The organism is Sorangium sp. So ce1036, assembly GCF_051369805.1.
Classification (GTDB): Bacteria; Myxococcota_A; Polyangia; order Polyangiales; family Polyangiaceae; genus Sorangium; species Sorangium cellulosum_F.
The window spans coordinates 4366413-4391539 of sequence record NZ_JBBMOX010000001.1 but is presented as its reverse complement, the minus strand read 5'-3'; the positions used below and the strand labels follow the sequence as shown (position 1 = coordinate 4391539).

The following is a 25127-nucleotide window of genomic DNA, read 5'->3' as shown; positions in this document are numbered from 1 at the left end:
TCCCCCACATCGCGAGGGACCGCGGCGCGGCCGACGGTCGGCGATCCACCGGGCTCGCTATGAAACCGTTGCGAGGCGCGGCATTTCTTTGTGCGTCGCGAGGCGCGCCGCCCGGCCCTCTCCGCGCCCGGGGGCGCCGCGCGCGTGCGCTGCGACCGCTTTTCGCGCGCTCCGCTGCGCGTTGACGACGGGCCTGGACTTTGCCTTCTGCGCCCAGGTACAATTTTCCGAACTGCACCCGAGTTGGAGGTAGAAAAGCCGATGGCTGGCCCCTCGACCAAGTGGAAGGGAGCGCTCTCCCGATCAGGCTCCGCCGAGGCGTGGGCGCCGAGAGCGTTGCTGCTCATCACGCTGTTCACGGCCGCGGCGGTCATCGCCGGCGCGTGCAGCGGGAACAACAGCGGCCTCCCGGGGCCCGGGGACGGGGCGGCCACGGGCGGCGGCTCCGACGGGGGGACGGGCGGACCGTGCGCCGAGGGCGAGGTGGTGGAGTGCCACCTCACCGTCGGCGAGCACGCGGGCGTGCTGACGTGCCTGGACGGGATCCGGCGGTGCGAGGGCGGGAAGTTCGGCGCGTGCAGCGGCACGACGACGATGCGGAGGTCGCCGCTCGGCCCCGGGCCCCGCGGGGGCGGCGAGGGCGCGAATCCGCGCCCGCTCGCCAACTCCGAGGCTTCGAATGGGGGTCTGTGCGCGACCAATCCGTGCGACCCGAGCTGTCAGTCGTTCGAGGAGACGCCGGACGGCGGTCCCATCGTGCTGGAGGGGGACGGCACGTCGTACACGTGGTCGGTCGGGGACATCAACGAGCTGCCCGAGACGGTCGCGCGGCAGGGAACGCACCAGCCCTGCACGACCGCCGAGGATTGCCAGTTCGACCAGTACTGCTCCGCCCCGTCGGTGGGCGCGTGCGCGCACGACCTGTGCGCGGACGGCGGCGCGCTGCTCTCGACCTGCAACGCCTGCGTCACGAAGGTCTGCGAGGAGAACCCGGCCTGCTGCGTCCAGACCGCCGTGCCGAGCGAATGCGGCCACGACGCCTGCGAGGTAGCCACCGGGATAGCCACCGACATGAACACGATCTGCGGCGATCCGTGCATCGCGGCGATCTGCGAGGCCGATCCGCGCTGCTGCGCGCCGCTTTGCAACCCGTTCCCCGACGATCTCTCCGAGAACCCCCATCTGCCGTGCATCGCAGCAGTGGGACCGGGGAGCGAGTGTAAGCCCGGAGGCAAGTGCAGCAGAATAGCCGGTATGGATTGCCCGCCAGGGCTGGTTCCGGACGGCACCACCGCGTGCAACGGCAGCTGGACCCAGCACTGCGTCGACCTCGTCGCCACGCACTGCCCTGGCAAGACGTGCGTCTCGTCCTCGGGCTGGACCAACGCCTGCGTGGAGCTGGCCGAGGCGAGGTGCGGCGCGAGCTGCGAGACCAGCGGCTCGTGCGCCCATGACAAGTGCCACACCGGCCCCCGGCTGATCGCGAGCTGCGATCCGTGCGTCACCCAGATCTGCGCTGAGGAGCCGAGCTGCTGCGCGCTCAACGGCGAGTGGTCCCAGCGCTGCGTGGATCTCGTGGAGACGGTCTGCGGCGAGACCTGCCCGCAGCGCGGCCTCTGCAAGTCGTACCTGCCGAACGAGACGAACCCCGACTGCGGCGGCGTGGACCTCACGCTCGGCGTGCCGTGCGGCGGGACGATCCCCGTGTGCAACCGCGGCAACACGCAGGCCCCGGCGGGTATCGAGATTCGCGCGTACCCCGCGGGCGCGGGGCAGCTCCCGTCCTCCGCCCCGGGCCGGATCCTGGACGCGTGCAACCCGACCGGGGGCACCGTCGCCTGCACGACGGCGCTGCCGATCGATCCCGGCGAGTGCATCAGCGTCGCCGATTGCGCGGGCCTCACGGATGGAATGGAGCTCTTCGTCAATCCCCCTGGCCCGGACACGGTCGTCGAGTGCCAGTGCGGCAACAACGGGAGCGTCTACCAGTCGGCCGAGTGCCAGTCCCCTGGCTGCATCGCCACGGCCAGCATCTCGCTGGTCCGGCCGGTCACCTTGTTCGTGTCGCTCGACAAGTCGCTCTCGATGGTGCGGAACAACGCGAATGAGGACGTGAGCGACGATCGGTGGGAACCGGCGACCGACGCGTTGAAGGACTTCTTCGCCGATCCGGAGTCGGCGGGGCTCGGCGTCGCGCTCAGGTTCTGGCCGCACAACAACCCCGGGAACTGCAACGGCGATCCCTACTGCCAGTACGACGGCTGCGCCAATCCGATCGTCCCGTTCGACGGCACCACGGCCCAGCGATTGACCGCCGACCTCGCGCCGATCGATCAGCAAGAGGTCAGGCTCATCAGCGCGATCGATAGCGTCGAGCCGCCCGCCGGCGGGACGCCGATGTACGGCGCGCTGCACGGCGCCACGACCTGGGCCATCAACTACAAGAACGCCCACCCCGAGGAGGAGGTCGCGGTCGTGCTGGTCACCGACGGCATCCCGACGGACTGCGTCACCGCCCCCAACACCATCGCGGACCTGGCGCGGGACGCCTTCCAGAATCACGGCGTCCGCGTGCACATGGTCGGGTTCGGCGGCTCGAACCCCGAGGTCATCAACCTCATCGCGGACGCGGGCGGCGGACGGGCGTTCAACCTCAGCGCCGGAGGAACGCTGCGGGGGAGCCTCCGCAACGCGCTCGTCTCCATCCGCGGCGAGGTGCTCCCCTGCAACGTCACCGTCCCTGTCGCCGGCGCCTCGGACCCGAACGCGGTGTCCGTCATCCACGTCAACAACGCCGGCACGGAGACCCTGCTCACGCGCGTGCCCGACGCCGCCAGCTGCGGCGCCGGCACCACCGGCTGGTATTTCCCGGACGCGACGTACTCGAGCGTGCGGCTCTGCCCCGGGACCTGCGAGAGCGTCCGCGAGCAGGCGGGCGGGAAGGTCCGGGCGATCGTCCCCTGCGTGGAGACGGGCCTGTCGGCCATCGACACGAGCTGGGAGCGCTACCACGCGGTCTGCCCGCCGGGGACCAAGGCGCAGTGGGGGTACCTCCGGTACCGCACGTCGACCCCCGGCGACTCGCGCATCGAGTTCTTCGTGCGATCGGCCGACGACCCCGAGGCGCTCGAGGCCGCGACGGTGAGGCAGGCGGCGACCGCCAGCGCCACGCCGACGGACACCCAGATCTGCGACGAGACCTCGACGCCGACCTGCGCGGTCGACCTCTTCGAGGTGCTGGGTGAGCTGCCGGATGCCCGGCGGGACTACCTGGAGCTCCGGATGAGGCTCCATCCGACGAGCGCCAGCGAGGGCGGCGCGCAGGTGCAGGACTGGGAGATCACGTATTCATGTCCAGATTCGGAGTGAGCCGCACCATCGCGGCAGTTGCCCTGCTCGGCGCCGCGACGGCGGCGGCCTCGGCGTGCGGCGGAGACGACGGGGGGCCCGCGAGGCCCAGGCCGGGGACGACCGGGACCGGCACCGCAGGCGGCGATGGCGGCGCCGGGAGCGGTGCGGGCGCCGGCGGCGCGGGCGGCGGCGGAAGCGGCGCGGGCGCCGGCGGCGCCGCCCCGGCCACGTGCGGGAACGACGTCGCCGACCCGGGCGAGGCGTGCGACGGCCCCGATCTCGGGATCGCGAGCTGCCGGAGCTTCGGGTTCGACGACGGCGAGCTCCGGTGCAGCGCGGCCTGCACGGTCGACACGTCGGGCTGCTCGGGGGACGAGGGGTGCCAGGACGGGCGGGACAACGACGGTGACCGGCTCGTCGACTGCGCGGATCCGGATTGCAGCGGGGCATGCGCGGACATGTGCGCCGCGCCCCAGGACCTGTCCGACCCGGCGTTCGTCACGGGAGACACGAGTGGTCACGCGACCGTCGCGAGCGCCTGCACGCTGGGGAGCCCGGGGGTCGCTTACACGTTCACCGCGACGACCACCGGGTTCCTGGACATCGTGCTCACGCCGCGGACCGACGCGAGGCTCGCGGTCGTCCTGCGCAGCGCCTGCGACGACGCCGCGTCGGAGATCGAGTGCAGCGGCTTCAGCGCGGGCACGGGCGTCGACACGCGGCTCACGGTGCCCGTGCGCGAGGGCGACAGCATGTACGTGGTCGTCACCGGCGCGGACGGGGACCAGGCAGGGCCGTTCGAGCTGGCCCTCAGGAGCCGAACGACCGTCTGCGGCGACGGGATCCAGGATCCGACCGAGGAGTGCGACAACCCCCTCGGGCAAGAAGGCGACGGGTGCAGCGATGAATGCCGGCTCGAGCCAACCGAGGTCGAGCCCAACGAGACGGTGGCCTCGGCCACCCCCTACGAGACGCCGTTCTATGCCGCCATCGCGCCGGCCGGCGATGTCGATGTCGTCAGCGTCGTCGTGCCGCAGGGCCCCACGGTGCTCATCGCGGAGACCATCAGCGTCACGACCGCCGACTGCATCGGCAACCGGCTCGACAGCACCCTCGAGATCCTGGACGACAGCGGCGATCTCCTCGTGCGCGCCCACCGGGGCGGCACCGGGCAGTGCGCCCGCGCCGTCGCGCCGTCGCTCGCGGCGGGCACCTACCACGTCCGGGTCACGGCGGGGCCCGGCGCCGCGCTGCCGACGTTCCCGTACCGGCTCGACGTCACGATGATCGAGGAGGTCTGCGGCGACGGGGACATGACCGCCGGCGAGCAGTGCGACGACGGGAACACGACGGCCGGCGACGGGTGCGGCCCGACCTGCCGCTTCGAGCTCGACGAGACCGAGCCCAACAACACCCCCGCGCAGGCGAACGACCACGCCGCCCCGTGGCTCGCCGAGATCGCCCCCGCGGGCGACGTCGACGTGATCGCGGTGAGCGTGCCAGGGCCGAGCTCGACCTTGAACGTCGTCGTCAGCGACAACGGCACCGGCGCGTGCATGGCAGGGCAGCTCGACAGCTTCATCGAGATCCTGGGCAGCGACGGGAGCACCGTGCTGGCATCCGACGAGGATTCGGGGCTCGGGTACTGCTCCTTCGCCTCGGTGCCGGACCTCGCCGCGGGCACCTACTACGTGCGGGTCCGGGCCGCGCAGCTCGTCCCCGACGCGACCTTCTTCTATCGACTGAATGTCACGCTCCTCTAGCGCGACCGGGGGGGGCCGCCGGGCGGATGCACCTCCCGGCGGCGCCGCGGAACAGGCGGCGTCGCGCTCTCCCGATCCCGCGTCGCGCTCTCCCGATCCCGCGTCGCGCTCTCCTGCTCTCTCGAGGACGCTCTACCGCGCGGACCTGTCCGATCCGCGCCAGCGCGCGGCGCAGCCGCGGGAGGTCGTGCGGGGGCGCGCCGCGCGCCGCGCGGAGCTGACGTCCGACGTCACCCGCTTCCGCGGCCTCTTGCCGGCCACGCTCGCGGGCGCGGTCGTGGCCGGCGCCGCGGCGCTCCTGTTCCCCCCGGAAGGGGGTCACGCGGCGCCGGGGCCGCTGTCGCTGCCCCACGCGCGCGCGGGGCTCACGTGCGCGTCCTGCCACGCCCACGCCGAGCAGGCGCCCGAGCCCGCGGCGGCACGGCGGTCCGCCGCGGCATCGAGCCCCGCGGCGGCACGGCGGCCCGCCGACGCCGGAGGGCCCGCCGCGGCGCCGGAGGATCGGCCGGGCGCGCGGCGGCTCGACCAGGCCTGCACCGGCTGCCACGGGCCCCACGGCTCGACCCGCGCGCGCCACGGGCAGCTCCTCGCGAGCGGCGCGCTGCGCTGCGCCACGTGCCACCCCATCCACCGCGCGGACCAGGGGGTCGTGTTCGCGCCGGGCAAGCCGCCGCTGCGCTTCGCGCCGGGCGCCCAGGTGGAGCTCCCGGCGACCGCCTTCCGCCCGAGCCAGCCGGCCACCGTCGCGATCGTCACCGCCGGGAGCTGCGCGCCGTGCCACGACCTCGGCGCCCCGCGCGACCCGGTCGCGCGCTGCCTCGTCGCGGCGCAGGCGGCGCTCGGCGATGCCCGCCCGGTCACCTGCTTCGACGAGCACCGCCCGGCCCTCCCGGAAGCCGCCGGAGGAGCCCGCGGCGGCCCCCGGGACGGCGTCTGCGGCGGCCAGCACACCGAGGACCGCGCCCTCGCCTGGGACGCGGCGCGCGAGGCCGCGGCGGCCGCGCCGGTCGTGGCGGCGGCCGGCGCCGCGGCGCGCGGCCCCCTGGATCGCCGCGCGCTGCTCTGGATCGGCGCGGGGCTCGCCGCCGCGGCGCTGACGCTCGCGGGCGTCCGCGGCGGCCACGCGCTCCGGGCGCGGCGCGCGCGGCGGGCGGCGCAGCCCGCGGCCGACGCGGCGCTGCGACCGCCGGCGCGCGCGCGCCTGCCCCGCATCGACCCCACCACCTGCCTCGGCTGCTACGCGTGCGTCGACGCGTGCCCGTACGACGTGCTCGCCGTCGAGCGGTACGTCGCGGTCGTGGCCCGCCCCGAGGCGTGCTGCGGCCTCACGCTGTGCGAGCAGCGCTGCCCCAACGGCTCGCTCACCATCGAGGGCGGCGCGCCGATCGCAGGCCGGCCGCGCCTCGGCGACGACCTCGAGAGCCTCGACGTGCCGGGCCTGTACCTCGCGGGCGACATCACCGGCCTGCCGCTCATCAAGAACGCCATCCACCAGGGCGCGTATGCGGTGACGCGCATCGCGGAGGATCTTCGGCGCGGCGGCCCGGGCGGCCTGGGGCTCGACCTGATCATCGTGGGCGCAGGGCCCGCGGGGATCAGCGCCGCGCTGCGCGCCAGGGAGCTCGGCCTCTCGTTCGAGGTGATCGAGCAGGGCAGCGTGGCGCAGAGCATCCAGAGCTTCCCGCGCGGCAAGCTGGTCTTCGATCAGCCGCTCGACCTGCCCGTGGCCGGCAAGCTGTGGCTCAAGGAGTCGACGAAGGAGGAGCTCCTCTCCCACTGGCTCCGCATCGTGCGCAAGGAGCGGCTCCCCATCCTGCAAGAGACCCGGATGGTGTCGGTCGCGCGCGGCGCCGCGGACGCGGCGGCTGGCTTCGTCGTGGTCACCGAGCCGCGCGAGGGCGGGCCGCGCACCGAGCGCCGGGCGCGGCGCGTGCTGCTCGCGCTCGGCCAGCGCGGCTCGCCGCGCCGGCTCCCGTTCGACCTGCCCGCCGACGTGGAGGGCCGGGTGTACTACCACCTCGCCGACGCCAGGAGCCTCGCGGGCTGCCGGGTGCTGATCGTCGGCCTCGGCGACGTCGCCATGGAGGCCGCCGTCGCGCTGTCCCGCCAGCCGGCCACCGCGGTCACGGTCGCCTACCGCGGCAGCGGCTTCCGCCGCGGCAAGTCGCGGAATATCGAGGAAATACGGCGGCTTGCGGCCGCGTCGCGGCTCTCGCTCCGGTTCGAGACCGACGTGACCGCGCTCGCCGGAGGCCCGGACGGCGCGCTCGTGGCGACCCTCTCCTCGCCGTCTGGGACGCAGGCGCACCCCTGCGACGCCGTGCTCGTCCTCATCGGGAGCATCGCGCCCTGGAGCGCGCTCCGCGCCGCCGGCGTCCGGCCGACGGAGATCGCCGAGGCGTCAGATCGTTCGGGAGCGGACGACGTACAAGGCACCACGCCCCCGGGCCCTCCGCCGTAAGCTCGAGGGTCGCCCGGAGTTCTCTGGAGGAGCCATGAAGCCGACCCACGTCGCCCTGTTCTCCGCCCTCGGCATGATGTTCACGAGCCTCACCGTCCACTCGCTGGCGCCGTCGTGGGACCGGAGCGCCACGACGGCCGTCGGTGAGGTGATCGCGGAGCCGCCCCGCGCGACGGACGAGGCGGCGGGCGGCGCCGTAGCGGCGGCGGATCCGAGCCGCTTCACCGCCGGGTCCAGGCTGAGGCTCGAGGGGCGCGCGGGGCACGCGCGCCTCCCCCGCTCGGCGCGCGAGACGTTCCTGATGTTCGAGGTGCGCGGCGACGCGTCGCCCGCGGAGGCGCAGGCGCAGGCGGACCTCTCGCTCGTCATCGATCGCTCCGGCTCGATGAAGGGCACCCGCCTCGCCAACGCCGTCCGGGCGGCGACCACCGCCGTCGGCCGCCTGAACGACGGCGACGTCGTGTCGGTGGTCACGTTCGACACCACGACGCGCGTGGTCGTGCCGCCCACGCCCGTCGGACCGGACACGCGCGGCCGCATCCTCGCGCGCATCGAGGGCATCGCGCTCGGCGGCGACACGTGCATCTCCTGCGGCATCGAGGAGGGCCTCGCCCTGCTCGATCCGGCGAGCGGCCGCGTGAGCCGGATGCTCGTCCTCAGCGACGGCGACGCGAACCACGGGGTGCGCGACGTCCCCGGCTTCCGCGCGATCGCGCAGCGGGCGCGCGATCGCGGCGTGAGCATCACGACCATCGGCGTCGACGTCGACTACAACGAGAAGATCCTGTCGGCGATCGCGCTCGACTCGAACGGCCGCCACTACTTCGTGGAGAACGCCGCCGGGCTCGCGCGGATCTTCGAGGCGGAGGCGGAGCAGCTCACCGCGTCCGTCGCGAGCGGGGCGGAGCTCGCGATCGACCTCGCGCCCGGCGTGGAGCTCGACCGGGTCTTCGATCGCTCGTTCCGGCGGGTCGGGGGCCGGGTCGTCGTGCCGCTCGGCGCGTTCGCGGCGGGCGAGGTGAAGACGGTCCTGCTCAAGGTGCGCCTCGACGGCCTCGGCGCCGGGCAGGACGGCGCGTCGCCCCTCGCCGGCGTCGAGCTCGCGTACCGGGATCTCGTCGCGGGGGCCGACGCCCGCTGCGAGGGCGAGCTGGGCGTCGGCGTCGTGGATCGCGACGTCGACGCGAGCGAGCTCGACGCGCTGGTCGCGGGGCGCGTGCAGCGCAGCGAGACGGCGGCGACGCTCAAGCAGGCGAATTTCCTGTTCGAGCAGGGGCGGCTCGACGAGGCGCGCCGCGAGCTCGCGGCGCAGCAGAGGGCGCTCGAGGCCGCGGCCGGCAAGGCGAAGCTCCGCGCCCCGGCGAGCCGCGCAAAGGACGTGGAGCGCGACTTCGAGGGCCAGATCGCGGCGCTGGAGAGCGCCACGTCGGATTTCTCCGCCGCGCCCTCGTTCGCGACGCCGCCGCCGGCCCCGGCGAGGCCTGGCGAGATCGCGGCGGCGCCGGCGGCGCGGCCGGCGCCGGCGCAGTCCCGCGAGGGCAAGAGCGCGGTCCGGCGCAACGAGGTGCAGGCCCTGGATCTCGCCCGCTGACGTGCGCGGCCCGGGCGCGGAGCGTTGACAGGGGTCGAGCTTTCGGGTTTTCACTCTCGCCGTGGGCGTGCGACCGAGGGCGAGCCGACCGGGAAACCGCCGTACGGGTGGCGACGGCGCGCAAGGGACGCCCTCGCGCGAGCCCCCTCCGCCCCGGAAGGCGGCCCCCGCGCGCCGCGCGCGCGGCGCCGGGGCAGGGCAGCGCGCGCCGGCGTCGCGGCGCCCGGCGCAGCACCGCCCGGGGCGCCGGCGGGCGCTGCTGATCGGGCTCGCGGGCGCGCTCGCGGTGGTGGCCGCGGGGCTGACCGCGCTGGTGCTCTGGTTCGGGCGCACGAGGGCCCCGGATCGGGGGCGCGTCGTGGAGATCAACTGGCCCGACGGGCTCGACGCGGACGAGGCGGCGGCGCTGCTCGCGGCCGAGGGGCTCGTGAAGAGCGAGCGCGCCATGGCGCTCTACCTGCGCACGACGGGCGGAACCCGGGCGTTCGTGCCGGGCCCGCACCTGCTCTTCGAGGGCGCGACGCCGAAGGAGCTCCGGCAGCTCCTCACGCGCGCGGAGGGGCGGCCCACGGCGAAGATCACGATCCCCGAGGGGTGGAACCGCTTCGACATCGCGGCCCGGCTGGAGAAGCTGCGCATCGCGGGGAAGAGGACGTTCCTCTCCGCGACGGCCGACGGCGCGTTCCTCGAGGCGCTCGGCATCGAGCGCGGCGGCGCCGTCGGGGCGGAGAGCGCGGAGGGGTATCTCTTTCCGGCGACGTACGAGTTCGCGCTCGACACGGACGCGCGGAGGGTCGTGAAGCGCCTCGTCGACGAGTCGGACCGGCGCTGGAAGGCGCTCGTGGCCCAGCGCGCGGACGGGCTCGCCGCGCTCCAGGCGACGCTCGGGTGGGGGCGGCGCGAGGTGATCACGCTCGCCTCGCTGGTCGAGAAGGAGGCGGTCGTGGAGGAGGAGCGGCCTCTCATCGCGAGCGTGTTCCTGAACCGGCTCCTCGACCCGACGTTCCGCCCCCTGCGCAGGCTGCAGTCCGACGCGACGGCGCTCTACGGCTGCGTGGCGTGGCCCGAGGAGGCGCCCTCGTGCGCAGCGTGGGGGGGGAGACCCACGCCCGAGGTGGTGAGGGATCCGCGGAATCGGTACAGCACGTATGCTCACCCGGGATTGCCGCCGGGGCCGATCGCGAATCCGGGGGCGGCGTCGATCGCGGCGGTGCTCGCGCCCGCGGCGACGAAGTATCTCTATTTCGTGGCGGCGGGAGGGGGGAGGCACGCCTTCAGCGAGAGCCTGGATGCGCATAACCATGCGGTGAGGAAACGCCGCGATGCGGTGGCGCCGCAGCAATGAGGAAGGCGGAGTCGTAGGGGGGTTCGTTGCGTCGTCACACGCCTCCTGTCGGAAGCTTTCCTCTCCGCGACGGAAGCTCCGCGCGCGCCGGAAGCCCTCCAGCCCACGCTCGACGTCTCCTCGCCCTCGCCCCCAGAAGCTCGCGAGCCCCCCCAAGGTCTTCACGCGCACCGCGCGCCTCGACGGGACGCGGCCGACGCTCGGGTGCACGGCGGCCCGCATCGCACAACGCACAGCGTCATCGTTTCCTGGACCACTGCGCTCACCGCAGTAGATTCGCGCGCCATCATGCGCCTCCCCTCCCCGCTTGCCTTCGCGCTCTGCGCTCCCCTCGCCCTCGCCGCGGCGGCGGGCTGCTCCTCGAGCGCCCCGCCGACCGCCGAGCGCGCCGCCATGCCCCGGGCCGACGCGGCCCAGCCCACCCCCCCGAGCGCCGCGCCAGCGCCGCCCGCGCTCCCGCCCGCCTCGGCCGCGCCCTCCGCCTCGGCCGCGCCCTCCGCCTCGGCCGCGCCCTCCCCCAGCGCCAGCGCCGCGCCTTCCCCGGACGCCAGCGCCACGCCCGCCGACGCGACCCCGCCGCCCGCCGCCGACGATGGACCGCTCCCCGACGTGAAGGTCGCGAACATCGGGATGCACATCGGCGGAGGGCCGCACGACGACGTCACCAAGGAGCCGATCCGGCGCTCGGTCGCGCCGCACTTCGACGCGTTCCGCCGCTGCTTCGCCCTCTCCGAGGACCCCACGAAGGGCGGCGACTTCGGCGTCGACCTGCGCATCGAGAAGGACGGCGGCAAGGCCAAGGTGAGAGCGCCGCGGACCGCCCTCAAGGGCGAGGCGTTCACGCGCTGCGTCGTCGGCGTCTTCGAGCGGATCGACTTCCTGAAGCCGCGGCGCGGCGCCACCGTGGTGAGCTACTCGCTCCGGTTCACGCCGTGAGCGGCCCGCGGCTCACTCGCGCGACGCGAGCGCCGGCAGCGAGCCGCGCGAGGCCTCGGCGGCCGTCTCGCCCGTGCGGTCGAGCGCGTACTTGAACAGGATCGGGCCGACCATCTCGTTCAGCGCGACGCACCCCACGACGAGCGCCCGGAAGCCGGCCCCGAGGCTCGGGAACGCCCGCTCGATGGTCAGGCTGATGCCCAGCGTCAGCCCGGCCTGCGAGATCAGGCCGTACCACGACCACTTCCGGAGCACCGGAGGGTCGTCCGCGACGCGGCTCCCGATGCGGCTCGCGACCCAGGTCACGAGGGCGCGCGACCCGCCGAAGAGCAGCGCGACCGGCCACATCTGCGCGAGCAGCGGCAGATCGAGGTGCGCGCCCGCGGTCGCGAAGAAGAGCACGAACACCACGCTCGCGGCGTCCTCGACCGCGTGCACCAGCTTCTCGCCCTGCCGCGACAGGTTCGTCACCACGAACCCGGCCACCACGAACACGAGCAGCGCGTCGAAGCGGAGATACCGGAGCATCTCGGTGGCGCCGAAGCCGAGCGCCACGAACACCAGGATGAGCTGCCGGCCGATGAGCCGCATGTACGCCGCGAGCGCGAGCCCGAGCGTCGTGCCGATGGAGATGCTGCCGAGGATCTCGCGGCCGAGCACCTCGATCTCGTGCATCGACATCGTCGCGCCCGGCTCGATGAGCGGCCGCACCGTGGACAGCGTGATCGCCGTGACCACGATGACGATGATGTCCGACGTCATCACGAAGGCGAGCGTGTGCATCGCGACCGGGCCGGTCGCGCGCGTCTGGGAGAGGATGCCGAGCACGGCCGAGGGGCTGCGCGTGACCGCGATGACCCCCCAGAGGATGGCCACCCCGAGCGCGGCGGTGGTCGAGAGCTCGGCGGCGAACGGGACGAGCGAGCGCGCGGCAAAGAAGACGCCCGTCATCGCCACGAACACGAGGACCGTCTGCACGAGGTTGTGCACGAGGAGGCTCTTCAGCCCCCTCTTGACGATGTCGATCCGGAGCTCGGCGCCGCCGGCCAGCGCGATGAGCGCCAGCGCGAGCGCGTTGACCCGCGAGATCTCCTCGACCGCGTGGTGATCGACCAGCTTGAGCACGTGCGGCCCGGCGATGAGCCCCGCGAGGATGTACCCCGAGAGGTGAGGCAGCCGGAGCGGCTCGACGAGCTCGCTCGCCAGCGTGCCCGCCAGGAGGAGGAAGCCGATCGAGGCGATGGTCCCCGCCGGCCCGTTGTCGTGCGGGACCGCGCGCGTGGTCGCGTACAGCACCCCGAACAGGAGCACGAGCGCCACCGCGTGCGTGAGGTGGCTCACCGGCCCCTTGGGCGGCGACGCGTGGGGGTGTCCGCCGGCAGGGCCGTGCGGCTCGGTGGGCGCAGCGGGCGCGACGGCGGGCTCGGCGGCGGAGGTGGCTGCGGCGCTCATGGTGGCGCCTCGTTCGTCGGTCGCACCTGGGTCTTGTAACCCTGTCGCGCCCGCCGGCATATCCCCAAGGGCTGGCGGCGGGTGGGGGTCGCGTCGGGGGAGCTCACCTCCGGGGCGTGCGTTCCTGCGGGCCCCTTTCGTGGCCCGCGTGCACGCGAGCCCCTCCGGCGGGCGGGCGCTACGGCCCCGCGGGCGTCAGGGCGAGTAGATCTCGGCGCTCGATCGCCATGCGCTGGCCCCGCTGCTGCCCACGGCCAGCACCCTGCCGTCCCCGAGCAGGAGCGCGGCGTGGGCCATACGAACGTCGTTCATGGAGTCGACCGCGGTCCAGGTGTTCGACACCGGATCATGGATCTCGGCGGACGAAAGCGCGGCGACGCCGCCGGAAGGGCTGTAGGTCCGGCCACCTGTCACCAGCACCCTGCCGTCATCGAGCCCCGTCGCGGCGTGCAAGGAGCGGCCGACGCCGAGCGACGGACCCGACGTCCACGTGTCGGACGACGGGTCGTAGATCTCGGTGCTCGCCAGGTAATCGAGGGGGCTGCTCTCGCCGCCGATGATCAGCACGTCGCCGTTACTCAGCAGCGTCGCCGTATGGTACATGCGCGCGCTGCTCATCGAGGTCGCGGGCGACCAGGTATCCGTCGCCGGGTCGTAGATCTCGGCGGTCGCCGCGTAGGCGGTGGTGCTGAAGCCTCCCGTGACCAGCACCTCGCCGCTCCCGAGCAGCGTCGCGGTATGGCCAAAGCGAGGGGCGCTCATCGACGCCTTCGCCGTCCAGGTGTTGGTCGCCGGATCGTACAGCGCGGTGGTCGCCAGGAGGGTGCTGCTCGTGCCGGCCTGCCTCCCCCCGATGAGCAGCACCTTCCCGTCGGCGAGCAGCGTCGCGGTGTGCTCGTACCGGGAGACGGTCGATGAGCCCACGGACGACCACGTGTCGGTCGCGGGGTCGTACAGCTCGGCGTTCGTCGCGACCGTCGTGCTGGAGTCTCCCGCGACCAGCACCTTGTCGTTCCCGAGTCGCGTGAGGGTGTGCCACCTGTGGCTCCCTGCCATCGGAGCGGCTCCTGTCCAGGTGTCCGTGGCCGGATCGTACAGATCGGCGGTCGTATGGGACACGCCGTCGGCGCCCGCGGCCAGCACTCGGCCGTCGTGGAGCAGCGTCGCGGCGCGCCAGCCGTGCGCGTTGGCCATCAACGGCGTCGATATCCACTGCATGGCCGCCGGGTCGTAGATCTCGGTGCTCGCCAGCGCCGTGGTCGAGGAGGGGGGGGCATACCGACGGCCGCCCGTGACCAGCACCTTGCCGTCCTGGAGCAGCGTGGCGGTATGCGAGCTGCGCTGGTCGGTCATGGCCTGGAGCCCGGTCCAGGCGTTGGTCACCGGGTCATAGACCTCGACGGTCGCGGTCGAGCTGTGCGAGCTCGACGAGGCGGTTCCGCCCGTGACCAGCACCTTGCCGTCCTGGAGCAGCGTCGCGGCGTGCCCGTTACGATTGATGCTCATCGAAGGGGCAGCCGTCCAGGTGAGGGAGGACGGGTCGAAGATCTCGGCGCTCGACAGCTCGAGAGACACCGAGTTGTAACCGCCCGTCACGAGCACCCGGCCGTCCTGGAGCAGCGTCGCGGTGTGGGCGTAGCGGGCGGTGCCCATGGCCCCGACCGATGACCACGAGTCGGTGCTCGGATCGTAAATCTCGGAGCTCGTCAGGAACGTGTTGCCCTGTTGCCCGCCGGTCACGAGCACCCGGCCGTCCTGGAGCAGCGTCGCGCTGTGCAGGTGGCGGCTCGTGCCCATCGGCGCGGCCGACGACCAGCTGTTCGTCGTCGGATCGTAGAGCTCGGCGCTCGTCAGGGCGGCGGTGACGTTGTTCCCGCCGGTCACGAGAACCCGGCCGTCCTGGAGCAGCGTCGCGCGGTGCCCCCAGCGCTGCGTGGCCAACGGCGCGGCCGACGACCAGGTGTTCGTCGCCGGATCGTAGAGCTCCGCGCTCGCGAGCCACGCTGAGTTGATGAAGTTCGTCCCCCCCACGACGAGCACCTTGCCGTTGCTCAGGCGCACCGCCGCGTGCGCGCGGCGGGCGGTGGCGAGCGATCCGGCCGGCGACCAGGTGTTGGTGGCGGGGCTGTAGAGCTCGGCGCTCGCCAGGACAGAGAAGTTGTCTCCCCCCGCCACAATCAGCACCTTGCCGTCCTGGAGCTGCGTCGCGGTATGCGACCAGCGCTCCGTGCTCATCGTGTCGGCCGGCGCCCACACCGGGTCGACCAGCGCGGGCTCGCCGCCGGCGTCGGCCCACAGCTCGAGGGTCGCCCCGCGCACCGCGAGGCGCGCGGCGATCGGACGCCCGCCGCGCGCGTACGCGGCCGGCGCCGTCACGCGCAGCCGCGCCGCGCCGGTCTCGTCGACGACCTCGACCGCGTCGCCCTGCTGCCTCAGCGTCGCGCCCTCGACCTCCCACGCCGCCGCGGGCGCGCCCGCGCGCGCGACGCCGGCGTCGAGCAGCAGCCACTCCTCGTAGCCTCCGTCGATCGCGGACCAGAACGACGTGCCGCCCTCGCGCGGATACGCCACCGCGCGCTCGACGACGGCGCCCTCGCCCTCGGCGCCGAGCTCCCGCACACGCACCTCGAAGCCGCCGGGCAGACGAAGCCGGATCGCTCCCTCGCCGCGCGCTGGCAGCGCGGCCTGCAGGTCGCCGCGGCGCCGGGGCGACGCCTCGACGTCGAGATCGAGGTTCAGGTCGCCGATCGAGGCGCGCGCGAAGCCGTCCTCGATCGCGACGAAGGCCCCGCTGGCCTCGAGGACCTGCGGCGCCTGCTCAGGGAACCGACGCCGCAGGTCGTCGCCCGCCGGCGACTCGGGGCCGAGCGCGCAGCCGATGCCGCTCGCCGAGAGCGCTCCACCCAGGAGCAAGGAAGATAAGATGAACAGCCAGCGTTGAAATGCGGAATGAAAGTGCATCAAGGAGCTCCTGTTCGCACCCTTAGTATTGCCGTCTGCCGCTCGGGCGGCGCTTTAGGAGAGAGAGCGCCGCCGAGGGACAAAGCAACGGACGCGCCAGCTCATCCGCATTGAGGCGCGCGCCTGCGCCGCAGCGCCGCGCCTTGGGTCGCCGCAGCCCCCGAGCGTCACGACCGCAACGAGCCCTGCGTCACCGAAGTTCGTCCCGGGGTCGTCGCGGAGGGGCCGGTGCGCAGGCGGGCCACAAAAGGGGCCCGCTCGGAGCGCACGCCCCGTGAGCGACGACCCCGGGACGACCTCCGGCGACAACGTACCCGCGCCGCGGCAGGAGGCCCCTTCACCAGAGGGCCAGGGCTAGGCGGCGCCTCTTGCTGAGTCGCTACTGCGATGTCATGGAGGGCAGCGTGACATGTCACGTTGCCTTTCGTGGCATGTCACGTGACATGTCACGCTGCCCGGGCCATCGCGGGCGCGCTCACCCCTCCACCTTCCCCGGCGGCGACGGCTGATCGCTCGGCGCGCCGTCGCGCGCGGGCCGGGCGGCCAGCGCGCGGCCGAAGAAGATCGACTCCCGCTCGGGCGCGGCGAGCTCGCCGGCCTTGCGCAGGGTGGAGCGCAGCGCCTGTGGGCCGACGAACTCGCCGAAGACGGCCGCCGCGGCCGCGACGAAGAGCACGGTGTGCCCGACCGGCCCGGGAAAGCGCAGCGCGAAGGCGAGGCCGACGCTCACGGCCACGGCGCCGGACGAGAGCAGCCCCACGCCGAGCCAGGGCGACGTGCCGCGCGCGTCGGGCGTCGCGACGCGCAGGACGAGGCCGGTCGCGAGCTTGCCAGCCACCCGCGCCGCGAGCGCGGCGGCCGCGACCCACGGCAGGAACGGCGCGGCCTTCGGGTTCAGGTGCGCGCCCGCGAGCAGGAGCGCCGGCAGGATGACCGGCCCCTCGGTCGGCGCGACCATGGCGACGATCTCCTCCCGGTGCTTCGAGACGGCGGCGATGGTCACGCCCATCGCGAACGTCGCGAAGAGCGGCGACAGGCCGACCCGGCCGCTCGTGCCCATCGTCAGGAGCGACGTGCCGAGCAGCACGCCCCAGCTCTGGATCAGGCGGAAATCGCTGCCGAGGAGCACGACCGCGATGAGCCCGAGCAGGACGCCGATGAGCGCCGTCACGATCGTCCACCCCCAGAACGGGATCTGCCAGAGGACCGTCGCCTGCGGCGAGAGCGCGAACGCGCCGCCCATGATGAGCAGCGGCCCGAGGTCGTCGCAGTCGGCCATGTCGGAGATGAGGTCCGAGAGCTTGCCGCTCGCGCTGTAGCGCTGCCGCACCCAGAGCACGGCGTGGCGCGTCGTCTCGGACGAGACCGCGCCCACCCCGGCCGCGAGCAGCAGCCGGTCGGCGTCGCCCAGCGACGGCGCGCCGCGGGCCGCCACGAACCAGGCCGCGACCGCCACCGCGAGGCCGGTCGCGAGGCTGAGCGACACGCCGAGCGCGATGCGGGACCGGCGGACGCGGCGGTTGCCGACGAAGCCGAAGTCGAGGCCGACGACCAGCGCGAGCCAGCCGAGCGCGACGCCCGCGATCGGCTCGAACGCGGCGATCGACGAGGGCTCGAGCAGCCCGAGCGCCGAGGGCCCGAGCACGAAGCCGAGCACCACGTACTCGGCGCCCGAGGGGAGCCCGATGCCGCGGAGCACGCGGCCGCTCACGAGCGAGCTGCCGAGGTACGACAGCACGAGCAGCCCCATCAGGAGCCAGATGGCGTTCACGAGGAGGCGCCCCGCTCGGCCGGTCCGCCGCGCCGCGCGCGCTCGGCGAGAGACGAGGAGAGCGGCGCCCGCCCGAGCGGGATGCCGGCCGCGGCGAGGGCCTGCGCCACGGCGGTGAGCCAGCGGCTCCGCACGTCGTCGCCGTCGCACGCCATCGTGGCCCGGAAGTGCGCGCCCCCCTCGTCGAGCGCGACCAGCGAGGCGCGGGCGCGGCTGCCGAGGCCCGAGCCCGTCTTGATGAGGAGCTCCCGCACCCGGTCGAGATCGGCCGCGGGGTCGACGCTGATCTCGACCGCGACGAGCGGAGGCCGGCCGCGGACGCGCGTCGGGTGGAACAGGCTGAGCAGGTGCGGCACGCGCACGACGCAGCCGTCCTCGTCCTCGAGGCGCGCCTCGATCAGCGTCAGCTCGCGGACCCGCCCCGACCGGCCGCCGACGTCCGCGATGTCGCCGACGCGCAGGCGCCGCCCGTAGATGACCGCGAGGCCGCAGGCGGCCGAGGCGATGAGCGGCGTGCTCGCGAGCCCGGTCGACGCGAGCACCACGAAGCCGACCCGCGTGAGCGCCCCCTCGTCGGTCCCGGTGATGAGCGGGGCCGCGAGGAGCAGCGCGGCCACGAGGATGCCGAAACGGACGAGCACCCCGGTGACGACCGCGAGATCGGACGGGAGCCACCCGAGCGATGTCTCGCCCCGGCCGACGCTCCCGAAGAACAGGCCCACGAAGCGGACGACGACGAAGACCGCGAGCGTCGCGACGGTCGCGAGCACGAGGACGGGGACGCTCCGGGCGATCCGCCCCATGAGCTCCGACACCGGCGCGAGCACGAGGCCGGTGAGCTTCTCGCTGTAGCCGCTCGTGGACTCGAACAGCGAGAGCGCGAAGAGGATCCAGATGTACGCGATGCCGGCCCGCGCGAGGAGCCCGGCGCCGCCGAGCGCGACCGAGAGCGCGCCCTGGGACGCGGCGGGCCGGAGCATCTCGATGCCGCGGACGTGCAGGGCCGGCAGCCGCTCCGGGTGCTCGGCGACCCAGGCGCGCGCCCGCCCGACGAGCTCGCCGACCTTGCGGAGCAGGAGCAGCGCGATGAGCCCCGAGAAGACGAGCAGCGAGAACGAGAAGACGCTCGTCGCGAGCCGGCTCCTGCTGTGCTCCTTGGCGAGCACGTCGCGCACGGTGGCGGCGATGCCGGCGGCGTGGACCGCGACCGTCGTGTCGCCCGCCGCGGCGGCGTCCTCGGGCCCGAGGTGCACGAGCGGGCTCTCGCCGACATAGATGATCGCCACCCCCGTCCGCTCGTCGATGCGGACCTCGGGGACGGTCTTCTCGTGGGCGGCGCGCTCCAGCACCTTCGCGGCCTCGCGGGCGCGCTCCTGGGGCGAGAGGCTGCCCCGGTTCACGCGGAGGCTGAAGACCGTGCGGCCGAGCAGCTCGACGTGCGCCTCGGGCTGCTCCACGACCGGCGGCGCCGGCGGCGGCGGGGGGGGGTCGGGGGGGCGCGCTTCGCCCTGGTCCGCGGGCGGCGCGCTCGGCGCCGGCGGCGGCGCGCTCGACGCTGGCCGCGGCGCGACCCGCGCGGGCGGCGGCGGGAGCCGCACGGGCGGCGGCGAGACCTGCGCGGACAGCGACGGCGAGATCCGCAGGGGCAGCGAGTCCGCCGGCGGCGACGGCGCGTCCTCGGCGGGCGGCGCGGCCTCCGCGGATGCCGGGGGCGAGGCAGCGTCCTCGTCGGGTGGCGCCGCCCTCGCGGGCGCCGCCGCCTCCGCGGAGGACGCCGCCTCCGCGGGCGGCGCGGCGGGCTCAGCGAGCGGCGACGCGCTCCGCGCCGGCGACGCGCTCCGCGCCGGGGGCGAGGCCGACCGCGCCGCCGGCGGCGACGGCCGCGCCGGCGGCGACGGCGCAGAGGGCGTGCGCGATGACGAGCGCGCGGGCGCAGCGGCGCCCGCCGGCTCGGCGAACGCAGCGCCGGCGTGCGACATGAAGCCGACGAGCGCGACCAGGAGCGCGGGGAACAGCCGCTGCACGCCGGCACTTTCGACCGGAGGCGGGGCGCGGGTCAAGCGAGGAGGGAGGCGGGCCGCCGCGAGACGTCGCGCGCGAGGTGCCGCCGCGCCACGGCCAGCGCGCGATCGATCGCCGCCCCGGGGCGCCCCGCGGCGATCTCTCCCGCCGCGTCCGCGCCCGTCCGCTGACGGATCGCCTTGCCGCCGAAGCGGGGCGCTGGCACGGCGGCCGCGTGGCAAGGACCAAGAGACCCGCGGCGCCGTCGCTGCTCGTCGGCGACATCGGAGGCACGAACACCCGGCTCGCGCTCTATGGCGCCTCCGGCGACCGGCCGCTCTCCGAGGCCGTCTTCCGCAGCCGGGAGCACGCGAGCTTCGAGGAGATCGCCCTCCCCTTCCTGGTCCGCAGCGACGCGCCCCTCCCGACCGTCGCCGTGCTCGGCGTCGCGGGGCCCATCAAGGACCACGTCGCCCACGTGACGAACCTGCCCTGGCGCCTCGCCGAGCGCGAGCTCTCGCGCCGGCTCAAGATCGCGCGCGTCGTGCTCGTGAACGACCTCGTGGTCGGCGCGCGCGGCTGCCTGCACGTCTCCCGCGCGTCGATCTCGCCGCTCACCGAGCGCCGGCCCCGGCCGCAGGGGAACAACCTCGCCGTCATCGCCGCCGGGACCGGGCTCGGCCAGGCCCGGCTCCTCTGGGACGGCGCCCGCCATGTGACGATGCCGGCCGAGGGAGGTCACGCCGACTTCGCCCCGCGCAGCGCGATCGAGATCGAGCTCTGGCAGTTCCTCGCCGAGCGCCACCCGGATCACGTGAGCTACGAGCGCGTCCTCTCGGGCGACGGGCTCGGCGCCCTCTTCGATTTCTTCGCCTCGCGCGCCGCCCGCATACCGCGCGCGATCGAGCGCCGCCTCGCCGAGGGCGATCGCAACGCCGCGATCGCCGAGCTCGGGCTCGCGCGCGCCTTCCGGCCCGCCGCGCGCGCGGTGGACCTGTTCGTCGAGATCTACGGCGCCGAGGCGGGCAACCTCGCCCTGCGCGAGCTCTCGCTCGGCGGCGTCTTCGTCCTCGGCAACATCGCGAGGCACCTCGTCGCCGCCCGGCGCGAGCAGTTCATGAAGGGCTTCGTGAAGAAGGGGCGCCTCACGCCGCTCCTCGAGCAGGTGCCCGTGGCGCTGGTCACCGATCCCCTCGTGGGCGTGCGGGGCGCGCTCGCCATCGCGCGGGAGCTCCTCGCCGAGGAGGAGCGCCCGCCCCGGGCCACGCGCCGCCGCTCCTGACGACGGGCCCCCGGAGAGGGGCCCCGGGGCCGAGCGCGGGCGGTGGCTAAGCGACCTGGGCGGCCGCCGCGTCGAGCAGCCAGACGAGCCGCCCGGCCCCGCCGCGCGCGACGCGCGCCGGCACCTCGTCGGCGGGCCCTGGTCGCTTCGCCTGCGCCACGACGTCGCGCTTGCCCGCCCCGCGCGCCAGCAGCAGCTTCAGGCGCGCCTCCCGGAGCACCGGCGCCGTCAGCGTGAGCCGCGCCTCGAGCCCCTTGTCCGGCTGCGCCGGGATCGCGGCGACCAGGCGGTCCTCGATGTGCACCGCGCCGGTCCCGGGGAAGAGCGACGCCGTGTGCGCGTCGTCGCCGATCCCCAGCGTCATCACGTCGAACGCCGCCGCCGCGGCGACGCCGAAGCGCGCGCGCAGCAGCGCCTCGTAGCGCGCCGCCGCGCCGGCCAGATCCGGCGCCTCGCCCTCCATGCGGAAGAAGCGCGCCTCCGGGATGCGGGCCGCCGCGAGGTCCCGGCGCGCGGCGCCGTAGTTCGAGCGCGGGTGCTCGGGCCCGACCGCGCGCTCGTCCACCCAGTACCACTCGGTCTGGTCCCACGGGAGCGCGAGCGCCGCGAGCCGCTGGTACGCCTCCGACGGCGTGCTCCCGCCCGAGAGCGCGATCCGCGCCACGCCCCGCGCCTCGATCGCCTCCGTGATCGCGCGCGCCATGAGCTCCGCCCCGAGCCGCGCGAGCTCCGCCGCGTCGCTCGCGACGCAGGTCTCCTCACCACCGTTCATCTCGTCGTCCCTCCGTGCAGCGCGCTGAAGGACGCGGCCGCGAGCACCGCGTCGCGCAGGAGGCGATCGCCCTCCAGCGCGTCGATCGTCTTGGCCAGCACCCACGTCTCGTCGCGGTAGCCGAGCGGGTGGAGGTGCTCGGCCGAGCGCGCCCCCGCCATCGTCCAGCGCACCGTCCCGGGCGCCCTGTCGAGCCGCACGCACGCGAGCTCGAGCGGCTCGCCGCGGAGCGACGTGGAGATGCGGACGCCGTCGAGCCGACGCCACCCCGGCTCGCCGGCCGGGGGCCCGTCGACCAGCGCGATCTCGAGCGGCCCGCCGTCCGCGCCGCGGGCGCGGCCGACCTCCGCGGGCGCCCCGCCCCCGCCCGGCCCGGGCCCCCTCGACTCGAACACCCAGCCGAGCCGCGAGCCCATCCAGCCGAGGAACAGCGCCGCCGGATCGGGCTTCGACCCCACGCTGCGCGTGATCTCCACCCGCCGGATCGACCGGCACGCCTCCGGCATGTCGTCGAAGAACCGGGCCACGAGCTCGCGGAACGAGAATGTCCGCACGAACGCGCGGTCCGCGAGCGGCGCCCGCGTCCCGCGCGCCACGTCCGCGATGCGCTCGATGCACGTCTCCGCCGAGTCGAACACCAGCCGATCGCAGATCGGCGCGAGCTCGTCGCCGAGCACGTTCGGCGCGCCCGGCGCGAGCTCGACGATCACGGGGACGTCGGAGATCGTGAGCGCGCTCACCACGGAGGCGGCGCGCTCGGCGGCGGCCACGCCGAACGAGAGCTCCACGCGGTCCTGGCAGATCGGCACCTCGCCGTCGCGGCGGCACGTCGCCGACCAGTCGGCGTCGACGCTGAGCGGCGCGAGCCGGTCGTCGATCGTGATGAGCAGCGTGCGGCCCGCGTGCGTCTCCGCGAGCGCCTCGGTCTGCTCCTTCAGGCGCTCGACCTCGGCGCGGCTGCCCACCGCGACGAAGTTCATCGTCGACGCGCGCGTCTTCGCGATCGGCTCGCCCCCCGACGCGTCGGGCGTCGACCAGAACCGGGCGAGCTCCGACTCGACCCGCCCGATCACCTCGGCGATGGATCCGGTGCTCACGGCCGCCTCCAGATCCGCGGCCGGCCCTTCCCCTCGGCGCCCTCCGCGCGCGGCGAGGGCGACAGCTCGACCAGGTCGTCGGCCTCCTGGGGCCCCCAGCTGCCCGCGGCGTAGCGCGCGATCGGCGCGTCGTGCGCCCTCCACCCCTCGAAGATGGGGTCGACGAAGCCCCACTGCGCCTCGACCTCGTCGGCGCGGGTGAAGAGCGTGGCGTCGCCGCGCAGCGCGTCGAGCAGCAGCCGCTCGTACGCCTCCGGCGTGCTGGGGCCGAACGCGGCGCCGTACCGGAAGTCCATCGTCACGCCGCGGATGGCGATGCCGCCGCCCGGGATCTTGGCGGCGAACCGGAGCGAGATGCCCTCGTCCGGCTGGAGGCGCATGACGAGCGCGTTCGGCTCCTCGGTGGCGCCCGGGGCGCCCCGGAACAGGCCGTGCGGGAGCGGCTTGAAGTGGAGCACGACCTCGGCCACCCGCTTCGCCAGCCGCTTGCCGGCGCGCAGGTAGAACGGCACGCCGCCCCAGCGCCAGCTGTCCAGGTGGAGCCGCATGGCGACGTAGGTCTCGGTCGTCGAGCCCTCCGCCACGTCCGGCTCCTCGGTGTAGCCCGGCACCCGGTCGCCGCGCACGATGCCCGGCGCGTATTGCCCGCGCACGGTGGACGTGAGCACGTCGCGCCCCGTGATCGGCCGCAGCGTGCGGAGCACCTTCACCTTCTCGTCGCGCACCGCGTCCGCGTCCCACGACGACGGCGGCTCCATCGCGACCAGCGTGAGCAGCTGGAGCGCGTGGTTCTGCACGATGTCCCGGGTGATGCCGACCTTCTCGTAGAACTTGCCGCGCCCCTCGACGCCGATCTCCTCGGCCACGGTGATCTGCACGTGGTCGACGTGCTGGCGCGACCAGAGCGGCTCGAAGATCGTGTTCCCGAACCGGAGCACGAGGAGGTTCTGGACCGTCTCTTTCCCGAGGTAGTGATCGATCCGGTAGATCTGCGACTCGGCGAGGTGGGCGAGCAGGTCGCGGTTGAGGGCGCGGGCGCTCTCGAGGTCCTCGCCGAACGGCTTCTCGATGACGACGTGCTGGAAGGGCGCGCCCTTCTCGTGGGACGGCGGCACGACGAGGTTCGCCGCGCGCAGGCCGCGCACGATGGTCGCGAACTGGTCGGGCGCCACGGCCAGGTAGAAGACGCGGTTCTTGCGGGTGCCGCGCGCGGCGTCGAGCCGCTCGAGCTCCGCGGCGAGGCGCGTGTACGTCTCGGGCTCGTCGATCGACCCCTGCACGTAGCTGATGCCCTTCTCGAGCTCGCTCCAGGTGGCCTCGTCGAGCGGGCGCCGCGAGTACTTCCCGACGGCCTCGCGCATCTCTTTTGCGAACTCCGGCTTCGGACGCCGCGCCACGCCGACCACGGCGAAGCCGCCGGTCAGGAGGCGGCTGAGCGCGAGGTTGTAGACCGCGGGCAAGAGCTTGCGGCGGGTCAGGTCGCCCGAGGCGCCAAAGATCACGAGCGCGGCCGGCGACGCCGTGCGCTCCTCGGGCATCCCTTCTCGAAGGGGGTTCTTCTCGGCTTCAGTCATGGTGGATGAGCTCCGGTCGGTGCGACGGCGCGATGCTCGCGCGCCGCGGGGGCGTAGGGTAGCCCCTATTGCACGTGCGGAGCCCGGCGGGGCCGAGATAAGCGGCGGAGGGCGCTCGTTTCGCGGGCGCGCCGCGCGGCGAGGGCGGCGGGGAGGGCGCCCTCGCGTCATGAGCGTGCCCGCCGGCTCTCGGCGCCCTTCCATCCGATCGCGACCGGTACTAGGCTCCTCCGCGCGATGGCCGCGCCGGTGCTCCCGCGAATCCGCGTCCCCCACCCTCACGTGCGGTGCGACAGCCAGGTCCTCGCCGGCAGCCCCCATGTCGTCGGGTCGCGCGTCCCGGTCCGGCGGCTCTGGGCGTGGCACCGCGGCGGCGCGTCGGTCGAGACGCTGCTCAAGCGTTATCCGAACCTCGGGGCGGCGCGCGTGCTCGACGCGCTCGCGTTCGCCTACGACAACCAGGAGCTCATCGAGGCCGACATCGCGCGCGAGCAGGCGCTCTTCAAGAAGAAGGGCGGCCCCACGGTCGGCGCGCGCCCGCTCTCGCAGCTCTCGCTCCCGTTCGACGAGGACGACGAGTGAGCGCCGCGCCCGGCGGGGCGCGGTGTCGGGGTGCGACGTCCTCCCCCCGCGCGCACGGGGTGGCACACCTTGTTTCTTTACAGCCCACGTGACTTGGGGCAATACGGGCCGTCTCTCGCTGGGGCCCGGAGTGCGGGGCTGCTCGGAATCTCGAGCGAGAGCCGCGCAGGATCGCGGCTGTCCCAGCG

Annotated in this window: 16 protein-coding genes; 8 read left to right on the top strand and 8 right to left on the bottom strand. The window is 74.5% G+C overall.

Translation table 11 applies throughout. The features are described 5' to 3' along the window. Nucleotides 1–261 precede the first annotated feature (261 nt). The 6 genes from WMF31_RS16635 (at nt 262) to WMF31_RS16610 (ending at nt 11447) form a co-directional block, all read left to right on the top strand. Complete coding sequence (locus WMF31_RS16635) at nt 262–3369, top strand: vWA domain-containing protein (RefSeq protein WP_436602882.1); 3108 nt, start codon at nt 262–264, stop codon at nt 3367–3369. Then, nucleotides 3351–5114, top strand: coding sequence for a pre-peptidase C-terminal domain-containing protein (locus tag WMF31_RS16630; protein WP_436602881.1), 1764 nt, complete (start codon nt 3351–3353; stop codon nt 5112–5114). Before WMF31_RS16635 ends, WMF31_RS16630 begins: the two co-directional genes overlap by 19 nt. After that, the gene (locus WMF31_RS16625) at nt 5098–7575 is read left to right on the top strand and encodes an NAD(P)-binding domain-containing protein (protein WP_436602880.1); all 2478 of its coding nucleotides are present in this window, start codon (nt 5098–5100) and stop codon (nt 7573–7575) included. Before WMF31_RS16630 ends, WMF31_RS16625 begins: the two co-directional genes overlap by 17 nt. Before the next feature lie 34 nt (nt 7576–7609). Beyond that, nucleotides 7610–9166 (top strand): vWA domain-containing protein, encoded by a 1557-nt coding sequence (locus WMF31_RS16620; RefSeq protein WP_436602879.1) that lies wholly within the window; start codon nt 7610–7612, stop codon nt 9164–9166. A 61-nt stretch (nt 9167–9227) separates the two neighbouring features. Beyond that, complete coding sequence (gene mltG / locus WMF31_RS16615; RefSeq protein WP_436602878.1) at nt 9228–10511, top strand: endolytic transglycosylase MltG; 1284 nt, start codon at nt 9228–9230, stop codon at nt 10509–10511. Between the two features lie 288 nt (nt 10512–10799). Beyond that, nucleotides 10800–11447: a hypothetical protein gene (locus WMF31_RS16610; RefSeq protein WP_436602877.1), complete on the top strand. Its 648-nt coding sequence runs from the start codon at nt 10800–10802 to the stop codon at nt 11445–11447. Nucleotides 11448–11459: 12 nt separating this feature from the next. On the opposite strand, the gene WMF31_RS16605 is transcribed toward WMF31_RS16610, so the two are convergent. From WMF31_RS16605 to WMF31_RS16585, 5 genes are all read right to left on the bottom strand, one after another. After that, a complete protein-coding gene (locus WMF31_RS16605; protein WP_436602876.1) occupies nt 11460–12899 on the bottom strand; it encodes a cation:proton antiporter in 1440 nt (479 codons plus the stop codon). Nucleotides 12900–13094: 195 nt separating this feature from the next. After that, nucleotides 13095–15860, bottom strand: coding sequence for a Kelch repeat-containing protein (locus WMF31_RS16600; RefSeq protein ID WP_436602875.1), 2766 nt, complete (start codon nt 15858–15860; stop codon nt 13095–13097). A gap of 475 nt (nt 15861–16335) precedes the next feature. Further along, nucleotides 16336–17631 (bottom strand): cation:proton antiporter, encoded by a 1296-nt coding sequence (locus tag WMF31_RS16595; protein ID WP_436602874.1) that lies wholly within the window; start codon nt 17629–17631, stop codon nt 16336–16338. Further along, entirely contained in the window at nt 17628–19655 is a 2028-nt protein-coding gene (locus WMF31_RS16590) for a mechanosensitive ion channel family protein (RefSeq protein ID WP_436602873.1), read from the bottom strand. The genes WMF31_RS16595 and WMF31_RS16590 overlap by 4 nt, the downstream gene beginning before the upstream one ends. A gap of 32 nt (nt 19656–19687) precedes the next feature. Then, nucleotides 19688–19858 (bottom strand): hypothetical protein, encoded by a 171-nt coding sequence (locus WMF31_RS16585; protein WP_436602872.1) that lies wholly within the window; start codon nt 19856–19858, stop codon nt 19688–19690. A gap of 9 nt (nt 19859–19867) precedes the next feature. Between WMF31_RS16585 and WMF31_RS16580 the strand changes: the two genes are divergently transcribed. Next, a complete protein-coding gene (locus tag WMF31_RS16580; protein WP_436602871.1) occupies nt 19868–20914 on the top strand; it encodes a glucokinase in 1047 nt (348 codons plus the stop codon). A gap of 46 nt (nt 20915–20960) precedes the next feature. On the opposite strand, the gene pgl is transcribed toward WMF31_RS16580, so the two are convergent. The 3 genes from pgl to zwf are packed head-to-tail and all read right to left on the bottom strand — an operon-like array spanning nt 20961 to nt 24357. Beyond that, nucleotides 20961–21686, bottom strand: a complete 726-nt coding sequence (gene pgl / locus WMF31_RS16575) for a 6-phosphogluconolactonase (protein ID WP_436602870.1) — start codon at nt 21684–21686, stop codon at nt 20961–20963. Next, nucleotides 21683–22783 carry a glucose-6-phosphate dehydrogenase assembly protein OpcA gene (locus WMF31_RS16570; protein ID WP_436602869.1) on the bottom strand — a complete coding sequence of 367 codons (1101 nt, stop codon included), beginning with the start codon at nt 22781–22783 and terminating at the stop codon, nt 21683–21685. Before WMF31_RS16570 ends, pgl begins: the two co-directional genes overlap by 4 nt. After that, nucleotides 22780–24357: a glucose-6-phosphate dehydrogenase gene (gene zwf, locus WMF31_RS16565; RefSeq protein WP_436602868.1), complete on the bottom strand. Its 1578-nt coding sequence runs from the start codon at nt 24355–24357 to the stop codon at nt 22780–22782. Before zwf ends, WMF31_RS16570 begins: the two co-directional genes overlap by 4 nt. A 237-nt stretch (nt 24358–24594) precedes the next feature. On the opposite strand from zwf, the gene WMF31_RS16560 reads away from it, so the two are divergent. Further along, nucleotides 24595–24939, top strand: coding sequence for a DUF433 domain-containing protein (locus WMF31_RS16560; protein WP_129348828.1), 345 nt, complete (start codon nt 24595–24597; stop codon nt 24937–24939). Nucleotides 24940–25127 lie beyond the last annotated feature (188 nt).